Below are 5,483 nucleotides of genomic sequence, written 5' to 3' on the forward strand. Positions count from 1 at the left end.
ACTTGGAACAAAGCGAACCGTCCAACCCGGCCCCGCAAGAATCAACGCAGCCCGTCCAATTACCCAGCCAGGTACAACCTGGCCTACGCCCCACGACTCTTCCCGTCACAACGCCCTCATCGATTCGGATAGACTGCGTCGTTCGATGATCGCCGTCTCGTCCCCTCGCAGCAAAAGTCCCCGCCTTGTCCGCCTCAGATCCCGCCCCTGAACCCGATGCATCGGTTACCTCCGACGCTCCCACGCCAACTCCCGCCTCCGACAAAGCCTCCCGGTTGGGTTTGGTTTTGTTCGTCATCTACCTGTTGCTCTACGGCGGGTTTGTGCTGCTCAACGCCTTTCGAGCCGAGACGATGGACACGATCGTTTTCGCCGGCTTAAACCTGGCGATTGTCTACGGATTCGCATTGATCTTGGTCGCGATCGGCATGGCACTGATCTACGGCATGAAGAGTGTCGACGAGCCTGAAGCAACGGAGGCATCGGAATGATTTACGAACCCTCCATGACCGCCGTCGTTGTCTTTTTCATCTTCGTCGGCTTCACGATCGGCCTGAGTTTTTACCTGGGCGGCAAAGCCAAATCGTCGGCGGGCTACTTCGCCGCCCACGGTCAAATCCCTTGGTTCATCAACGGGATCGCCTTCGCGGGAGACTACCTGTCCGCAGCATCGTTCCTGGGCATTTGCGGGATGATCGCCGCGTATGGCTACGACGGCTTCCTGTATTCGATCGGCTACTTGGCCGGTTGGATCGTGGCCTTGTTCGTGATCGCCGAACCAATGAAACGACTCGGCAAGTTCACCTTCGCAGATGCTCTCGACGCCAAGTTCGATTCCAAGGGCATCAAGGCCGCCGCTGGAATCAGCACGTTGATCGTCAGCGTGTTTTATCTGATTCCACAAATGGTTGGCGCCGGAGTGCTGATTCAACCCTTGCTGGGTTTCCCACACTGGGTCGGGGTGCTGTTGGTCGGTGCCGTCGTGATCACGATCGTTGTCACCGCGGGCATGGTCTCGACCACCTGGGTCCAGTTCCTGAAAGGATCGTTGCTGGTTGTCTTCAGCGCGATTTTGGTCGTGATGGTGCTGCAACAAGGGTTCAAAGTCGACAACGAATCCTTCCCATCTAGCAGCCTACCTATCAGCGAATTCGATCGGCAAGCCATCGCGGAGGCCATGAACTGTGAACTGGTCGAATCGTCCAGTTGGGCCGACAACGATCAGTACCTCCAGTTCACTCGCGAGGACGGCGACGGCTACGACGTTTACCGCGCCGACATACAAGAAGGCGGAACGATGATCGTTTCGGAAGCCCAGTCGATCACAACGATGCCCAATGGCGACACGTTGATCGGTGGGCTTCCCAAGGGGGACCAACCTGGTGAAGGCCACCTGCGTCCCGTCGGTCGAATCAAAGTTCTGCCGAACGAATACATCGGACAAGCCGAAACAGGCCCGCTCGGTCCGCTCGAGTTCTTCGACGTTCTCAATCGCAGCACGGTTGTGCTGTGGGGCAACGAGACATTGAAGAACGAAGATGGCTCGACCACCAAAGTCTTCTACCAGAAACCAACCAGCGGTTCGCAGGTTCTGCGGCCCGGCGAGCACCCGCGGTTCGCTGGCATTCGCAGCGATAGTTGGACGGGCAAGTTCAACTTCCTGTCGCTGATGCTGGCATTGTTCTGCGGCACCGCATCGTTGCCACACATTTTGATTCGCTACTACACGGTCAAAGACGCCGCCGCAGCTCGCAAGAGCACCATCGTTGGCATCACCAGCATCGGGTTCTTCTACGTCCTGACGCTTTACCTAGGCTTGGGTGCCATGACCAGCGGCACGCTGGATGTCACGAACAGCAACATGGCCGCACCGCTGCTCGCTCGCGGGATGAGCGGGCTGCTGTTCGCCATCATTTCCGCAATTGCATTCACGACAGTTCTGGGAACGGTCAGCGGTTTGATTCTGGCCAGCAGTGGAGCCGTCGCCCACGACTTGCTGAGCGGTGTGATGGGGATGAAGTTCAGCGAAAACAGCCAGGTTCGAATCGCGAAAATCGCGGCCGTGGTTGTCGGTGCCATCGCGATTGTATTAGGGATCCTGTTCCGCAATCTCAACGTCAGCTACCTGGTCGGCTGGGCCTTCAGCATCGCGGCCAGTGCGAACTTGCCCGCGCTGATCATGCTGCTGTTTTGGAAACGCACGACCGCCCAAGGCATTGTGGCCAGCGTCATCGTCGGCATGTTCAGTTCGTTGGGCTGGATTTTGTTGTCCGCAGACACCTTCGAAAAGGTCTACGGCATCGATCCATTGAGCAGCCCCGTGCCGTTCAGCCAACCAGGCATCGTGACGATCCCGTTGGCCTTGATCACATTGGTCGTGGTGTCGCTGATGACAAAGAACGGAAAGGCCACCACAACGTAGCCGAATTCGCCAGAATTCGGATTCCATCAACTTCCCAACCCGACGCGTCAGCGAGGGACCACGCTGAATCCTGGCGAAGCCAGCCACCAGGCAACGTAGGCCAGGTTATCACCTGGCACCCAGCCAATGCATTGGAACAAAGCGAGGCGTCCAACCACGCCCCGCAAGATTCAACGCGGCCCGTCCATTCACCCCGCCAGGTACAACCTGGCCTACGACGCACTCGTCACAACCCGCCGCGTTAGCAAGGCCAACCCTACGTAGCCGGATTCGCCAGAATTCGGATCCCACCACGTCAACACTTCAAATTCTGGCGAATCCAGCTACACCCGTAGGCCAGGTTATCACCTGGCATCCAGCCAATGCATTGGAACAAAGCGAGGCGTCCAAACACACTCGCAAGACTCCATGTCGTTCGTCCAGCCACCCCGCCAGGCACAGCCTGGCCTACGACGCCGCGCGGTTGATCAGCCCTAACACTTCCGCACGTGACTTCGGGTCGGTCTTGAACGCGCCTCGCATGGCACTGGTCAGACACAAGCTGCCGGGTTTGCGAATGCCTCGCATCGTCATGCAACTGTGAGTCGACTCGACCACCACGGCAACGCCTCTCGCCGACAAGCGATCCTCGATCAAATTGGCGACCGTGTGGGTGAGACGTTCTTGAACTTGCGGGCGCCGCGCGACCTCTTCAACCACGCGAGCCAACTTGCTCAGGCCCACGACCTTGCCGCTCGGCAAATACGCGACTGTGTGCCTTGCCCGTGAACGGCAACAAGTGGTGCTCACACATGCTGCAGAAACTGATGTCTCGCACCAACACAATTTCGTCGTAGTCCTCCGCAAACACTTTCGCGAGGTGACGGCCAGGTTCGGATTTCAATCCCGCGAACATTTCGGCGTACATCCGCGCAACGCGGGCCGGTGTTTCCAACAACCCATCCCGATCGGGATCTTCACCGACCGCTTCCAAAATCTCACGCACGGCCGATTCGATTCGAGCGAAATCGACTTCGTTGTGGGGTGCGTTCTTGTCGACAAAAAAGGGCGTTTGTTCGGCAGGTTGTTCTTTGTCGACCACGGGCTTGTTTGAATCCTGATTTGATGGAGCAATCGTGTTGTCTGAATCGCGAAACAACTTACGACTATAAACGAGTGGCTAGCGTTGCGAAGACGCCTCACGCTAAATCGGCTCAAAACCCTGGCGATAGAAGCCCATGATGTTCCCGAAGATGCGAAAAATCATGAAGATCAAGAACATCGAGACAACAATCCAAATGACGGCAGACGCAACTCCCGCGATCGTTTCCATCGCCCTTTTGGCTCGTTCGTCGTAGTCTCTGGCCAAGTGGTCAATGGATTCCGCATCCGTCCCCGACAGTTCCGCAATCTCGATCTGAGTGATGAATTCTTCGGGGAACAAATGAGTTTTGTTCAATGCTTCGCTCAAAGTCGCCCCGCCGCGTATTGCCTCTTCGGCCGGCTTGGCACCACTTCGATAATACGAACTGTCGGTCGCATCCAACGACAACTTCGTTGAGTCAATCGGGTTGATCCCGGCATCCAACGAAAGTGACAACGTCCAGGCAAACCGGGCCAACGTGATCGTTTGAATCGCACCACCGATCTTGGGAATTTGATACACCAGCGGCACGACATTCTGGATCCCGCCAATGTTCTTCCGGAACGCAAAGTAGATCCCGCCAATCACCGCCGCAACGACACCGAGGTAGGCCCAGAAGATCAGGACTCCTTTAGGTCCACGCAATCCAAACCCGAGCATGTCTGTCATCTGGCCGCCGGTCGGAGCGGTCAGCACACCCATCAACCAAATCATCAGCGACACCACACCGATGCCGAGCAACAATTGAAGTCCCGGCCAAGCGATCGCGCGAAGGAAGTTCTGACGAAGCGTGTACTGCTGAGCGTAGTGTTCAGACAGCGTCAACATCGTTCGTTCGAGCCGACCGGTCGTTTCGCCAACGCGTGTCATCACCACCAGCAACGGTGGAAAGAACTGCTTCTGATGCCGCATCATTTCGCTGATCGCGTGACCGTCTTTGGCACCCTCACGAATTTTGGTCATCGCGATGCGTTGCTGGGCCGAGCCATGCTTGGCTTCGCTTTCCAACAACTTCAACAAGTCCGCTCCGGCCCCCAATCCAACTCCAAACCGCCGACAAAAATCGCGGCAGGAACGGACGCCCATCTGTCGCGACATCACGGCGTCACCTCTGAATTCTTAGCGGAGCGGCGCAAGCCGCCCGGTGCGTGACCGGAGGGCTCGCGCCCTGCCGCTTCGATTTTGGATCGGGAAACGTGACCATCAGCCGGAACCCACGTTGGCAGCTCACCAAAGTGCTGCGTGTATTCCCGTTTCGCATAAGCCAATAGGTACTCTGGGTTAGCTGACTTCACCGCCGCCATATGACTCGATGAAGTTCGCGAAGGCGGACTTTGTTTCGACAAACGAACCAATCGATGAAGTGCCAACTCGTACGCTCCTTGGGCTCGCAAGCGATCACCAGCCTCCAACAATCGCCTGGCGTTTTGAACCAACGCTTTCACATCCGCGATCGTTTCCAGTTGCGTTTGATCGCGTGCAAACTGCCGCGGATCGGCGTCCCCCAATAGCTGACGATCGATTTCATCGTGATCGATGATGGTCGCCGAGACCGATGCGTTTCCCGCCCGAGTGGAACCGCCTTGTGCTCCGCCGGGCGAAAACCGACCGCGTGATGAACGCCCACTTTGGTAAGACGACACGCCGCCCATCGATCCAGTCCCGCGATCGGGAATCAACATGCCGCCGGTGGAAGAAAATCGACGAACGCTGGGAAGCTGCACCACCTGCGCCGAGGCCAACTCAGCCCCAGAGATCAAAAGCAAGGAGACGGTAACGACCCGGGCGAGGGCGAGACTCTTAGCGGAGCGGCGCGAGCGGCCCAGTGTGCGACCGGAGGGCTCGCGCCCCGCCGCTAATTTCGCGAACACCCAATTCATTTCCAATCGGCTCTCGCCTCTCCCACCGGGAGATCGTGCCGTTTGTAAATGCTGTGTT

At 57.5% G+C, this 5,483-nt stretch carries 7 protein-coding genes and 3 pseudogenes; 7 read left to right on the forward strand and 3 right to left on the reverse strand.

Annotation, left to right across the window (positions count from 1 at the left end):
* The 7 genes and pseudogenes from RE6C_RS33655 to RE6C_RS33670 all read left to right on the forward strand — a co-directional run.
* The coding region (locus RE6C_RS33655; RefSeq protein ID WP_144054901.1) for a DUF1589 domain-containing protein at nucleotides 1-132 on the forward strand (132 nt) is incomplete at its 5' end.
* 53 nt (nucleotides 133-185) lie between these two features.
* Complete coding sequence (locus tag RE6C_RS27715; RefSeq protein ID WP_008662070.1) at nucleotides 186-491, forward strand: DUF485 domain-containing protein; 306 nt, start codon at nucleotides 186-188, stop codon at nucleotides 489-491.
* Nucleotides 488-2,422: a sodium/solute symporter gene (locus RE6C_RS27720; protein WP_008662073.1), complete on the forward strand. Its 1,935-nt coding sequence runs from the start codon at nucleotides 488-490 to the stop codon at nucleotides 2,420-2,422. The genes RE6C_RS27715 and RE6C_RS27720 overlap by 4 nt, the downstream gene beginning before the upstream one ends.
* Nucleotides 2,423-2,492: 70 nt before the next feature.
* Nucleotides 2,493-2,548, forward strand: a pseudogene (locus RE6C_RS33660) (hypothetical protein); the annotation flags it as partial.
* On the forward strand, nucleotides 2,530-2,667 hold the full coding sequence (locus RE6C_RS33165) for a hypothetical protein (RefSeq protein WP_390175933.1): 138 nt from the start codon (nucleotides 2,530-2,532) through the stop codon (nucleotides 2,665-2,667). The pseudogene RE6C_RS33660 and the gene RE6C_RS33165, both read left to right, overlap by 19 nt.
* Nucleotides 2,628-2,784: pseudogene (locus RE6C_RS33665) on the forward strand (hypothetical protein); the annotation flags it as partial. The gene RE6C_RS33165 and the pseudogene RE6C_RS33665, both read left to right, overlap by 40 nt.
* Nucleotides 2,785-2,889, forward strand: coding sequence for a DUF1589 domain-containing protein (locus RE6C_RS33670; RefSeq protein WP_390175932.1), 105 nt, complete (start codon nucleotides 2,785-2,787; stop codon nucleotides 2,887-2,889).
* Here RE6C_RS33670 and folE read toward each other — a convergent pair.
* From folE to RE6C_RS27735, 3 genes and pseudogenes are all read right to left on the reverse strand, one after another.
* A pseudogene (gene folE / locus RE6C_RS33360) lies at nucleotides 2,870-3,560 on the reverse strand (GTP cyclohydrolase I FolE). The gene RE6C_RS33670 and the pseudogene folE sit on opposite strands and share 20 nt — an antisense overlap.
* Nucleotides 3,561-3,605: 45 nt before the next feature.
* Entirely contained in the window at nucleotides 3,606-4,643 is a 1,038-nt protein-coding gene (locus RE6C_RS27730) for a type II secretion system F family protein (RefSeq protein ID WP_008662081.1), read from the reverse strand.
* The coding region (locus RE6C_RS27735) for a hypothetical protein (RefSeq protein ID WP_236618574.1) at nucleotides 4,643-5,483 on the reverse strand (841 nt) is incomplete at its 5' end. The genes RE6C_RS27730 and RE6C_RS27735, both read right to left, overlap by 1 nt.

The sequence above is a fragment of the Rhodopirellula europaea 6C genome, from assembly GCF_000338295.1.
In the GTDB taxonomy this organism is placed as follows: domain Bacteria; phylum Planctomycetota; class Planctomycetia; order Pirellulales; family Pirellulaceae; genus Rhodopirellula; species Rhodopirellula europaea.